The 2,903-nt window shown below is 70.2% G+C and carries 3 protein-coding genes and 1 pseudogene; 2 read left to right on the top strand and 2 right to left on the bottom strand.

All coding sequences use genetic code 11. The annotated features are described in order from the left end of the window. A partial coding sequence (locus RIF93_RS19735; RefSeq protein ID WP_309093151.1) for a BON domain-containing protein occupies positions 1 to 925 on the bottom strand: 925 nt, incomplete at its 3' end. A gap of 295 nt (positions 926 to 1,220) precedes the next feature. Between RIF93_RS19735 and RIF93_RS19730 the strand changes: the two genes are divergently transcribed. Continuing rightward, positions 1,221 to 1,565: a hypothetical protein gene (locus tag RIF93_RS19730; RefSeq protein ID WP_309093150.1), complete on the top strand. Its 345-nt coding sequence runs from the start codon at positions 1,221 to 1,223 to the stop codon at positions 1,563 to 1,565. A 94-nt stretch (positions 1,566 to 1,659) separates the two neighbouring features. Further along, positions 1,660 to 2,589 (top strand): NAD(+) diphosphatase, encoded by a 930-nt coding sequence (nudC, locus tag RIF93_RS19725; protein ID WP_309093149.1) that lies wholly within the window; start codon positions 1,660 to 1,662, stop codon positions 2,587 to 2,589. Positions 2,590 to 2,719: 130 nt separating this feature from the next. Here nudC and RIF93_RS19720 read toward each other — a convergent pair. After that, positions 2,720 to 2,893 (bottom strand): annotated as a pseudogene (locus tag RIF93_RS19720) (prephenate dehydratase); the annotation flags it as partial. Positions 2,894 to 2,903: the final 10 nt, after the last annotated feature.

The following is a 2,903-nucleotide window of genomic DNA, read 5'->3' as shown; positions in this document are numbered from 1 at the left end:
GGTCGCCGGTCGTGTCGGCGCCCATCGCGCCCGAACCCATCGCGCGCGTACCCATCGCGCCGGAGCCTGCCGCGCTCGCGCCCTGCTGCTGGACGCGCAGGTTGTTCTGCACGTGCTTCACGCCCGAGACCTGCTCGGCGATGTCCTCGGCGCGGCGCCGGTCCTCACGACTGGTCACCGTGCCCGTGAGGGTCACCTCGCACTTCTCGACCTGCACCTCGATCTCCGAGGCGTCCAGCCAGGCGTCGTCGGCCAGGCGGTCATTGATGTCCTCGCGGATGCGTTCGTCCGAGCGGGTGTAGTTCTTCGGCCCCTTGCCGCGATGCTGGCCCCCGGCAAGGCCGCCGCCGAACATGCGCATCATGCCGTGACCGCCGGCGTCGCCGTCAGCCACGCGCCGGACCTCTTCGTTCGGATCGCCGAACTGGGCGGCGCCGCCCTGGCCATAACCCTGCTGGCCGTAGCCCTGCTGCCCCTGCTGACCGTAGCGCTGCTCGTCCTGCCCGCGGTTCCAGCCGCCGCCTTGGGTTCCGCTGTAGCTGCCGCCGCCCTGGCTATGCCCGCCGAAGCTGCGCTGGCCATAGGGCTGCTGACCGAAATGCTGGCCAGGCTGGGTGTGGCTCTCGCCGCTGCCGTAGCTCTGGCCCGGATGGCCAGCGCCGCCGTAGCCTTGGCCGTAGCTCTGGCCGCCATAGCCCTGGCCGGACTGGGCGTAGCCGGACGTCCCGCGGCTCTGGGCGGGCCCGTACCCATAGCCCTGGCCGGAGCCGCCCTGGGCGTAGTCGCCGCCATGGAAGCTGCGCTGCTCGCGGTCGTCGCCATGGCCCGAGCTCCGCTCGCGTTCCCGGTCCTGCCAGTCGCGGTTGCGACCTTCGGACTGGCGCCGCCATTCGTCGTTGCGGCCGCCTCTGTTCCATTCACTCATGGCGCGATCCCTTCTGGTGCTGGGGGGCGCTCCGGAAAGCCGGAGCCTGAGCCCGCCAACCGGCGCGCGGCCGGATCGTTCCCTGGGCCAAGCTTGCCGCCTTGAGGTGGCCTCTACATTTCGGCCGCAGTAAGGCTGAGCCTTGGGAGCCGATGATCAAAAGATAATCGCAAGCTCCCACCCACCGAACCTGCGCGAAATCTGCGACGATTCTTCACATTCACGATTTCGCGAGCCCGATCTTCCGGATAGAGTGTCCGCACGTCGGGGGGTCGTCCTTTCAGGGAGGCCTAAAGTGAAGTTTCGACTGATCACCACCACCGCCGCGCTACTGGTCGCGGGCAGCCTGGCCGCGTGCGGCGGCCAGAACAACGAGCAGGCGGAAACGCCCGCCGCCACCACGGACGCCACCGCCATGGGGACGACCACCGCGCCTGACGCTTCGGCGATGGGCACGACGGCCTCCGGCACGGCGACCGACACCACGGGCGCGATGGGCACGACCGGCGCCACCACCGGCACGACCGGTGACACCACCGGCGCGACCACGGGTACGACCGGGACCACTGGCACGACCACCCCGCCCACCACCGGCGGCACGAACTCCGGTTCGACGGGCACGACCCCGCCGACCCAGTAAGACCGATCGCGGCGCCGCCCCTCAACAGGGGCGGCCCGCACCTTTGCGCCGAACGCCGCTCGCGCCGAAGCTTGGGCCGCACTAGAACAGGCGCATGGCCCTCTCCGCCTTCACCAACATCTTCGCCGGCAACCCGCTGGACCGCGCCAGCGACCGCCGGCCCGACGCCGCCTGGCTCGCCAGCCAACTCGCCTCGCCGGAATCGCTCGCCCTCGCCGTCTGGAACGGCCGCCCGCTGGTCGAGCCCACGCAGGACGGCCAGGGCGTGCAGATCGCCTATCTGCCCGCACGACTGGCCGGCGAGCTCGCCGGCGGCTCCGAACGGCTGCTGTTCCTGGGGCTTTGGAAGGAGACCGCCGTCTTCGCCGTCGACCTGGAGGGCCAGGCCGATCCCGCCGACGGTCCCCTGCAGGGCCTGGGCGCCTTCCACGACCTGCGCCAGATCGCGCTTCGGCTAAGCGGGCCCGAGGCCGCCATCTGCGCCACCGCCAAGTCGATGTTCGAGTGGCGCCGCCGCCATCGCCATTGCGCGGTCTGCGGCGAGCCCTCCGAGGTGAAGGACGGCGGCTGGAAGCGCCAGTGCCCCGCCTGCGAGGCCGAGCACTTCCCGCGCACCGATCCCGTCGTGATCATGCTGCCCTACCACGGCGAGCGGTGCATGCTGGGCCGCCAGGAGATCTGGCCCAAGGGCATGTTCTCGGCGTTGGCTGGGTTCCTGGAGCCCGGCGAGAGCATCGAGGAGGCCTGCGCCCGCGAACTGGCGGAAGAGGCGGGCCTTCGCACGCGCCAGGTCCGCTACCACTCGACCCAGCCTTGGCCCTATCCGTCGTCGCTGATGATCGGCCTGATCGCCGAGGTCGAGGATGACGAGGGGACGCCGGATCAGACCGAGCTCTCCGAGGTCCGCTGGTTCACCCGCGACCAGGCCCGCCAGATTCTCGCCGGCGGCTACGACGGCGTGAACGCTCCCGCGCCCATGGCCATCGCCCACCAGCTCCTGAAGGCGTGGGTCGAGGAAGGCTGAACGGCCGAAGGCCGAAAAGATTCGAACCACTGAATGCACAGAAGTCGGCTCGGCCTCTTCCGTGCGGGACGCCGCAGGCGTCCTTCCGTGCTTTCTGGTTCCCAGAGCCGAGTCGCCGCTGCGCGGCCGATCAGGCCTTCGCGCGGAACGGGTCGGCCGGATAGACGCCCAGGATCTCGAACTTCTCGGAGAAGAACCGCAGTTCCTCGAAGGCGCGCGCGACGCCGATGTCCTCAGGCCGGCCGTCGACCTCGGCATAGAAGAAGGTGGCCGTGAAGGCGCCGTTCTCCATGTAGCTCGAGAGCTACATGGAG

This window comes from Phenylobacterium sp., assembly GCF_031181185.1.
In the GTDB taxonomy this organism is placed as follows: domain Bacteria; phylum Pseudomonadota; class Alphaproteobacteria; order Caulobacterales; family Caulobacteraceae; genus Phenylobacterium.
Note: the sequence above shows the minus strand (reverse complement) of the source record. Positions and strands in the feature narration are given on the sequence as shown.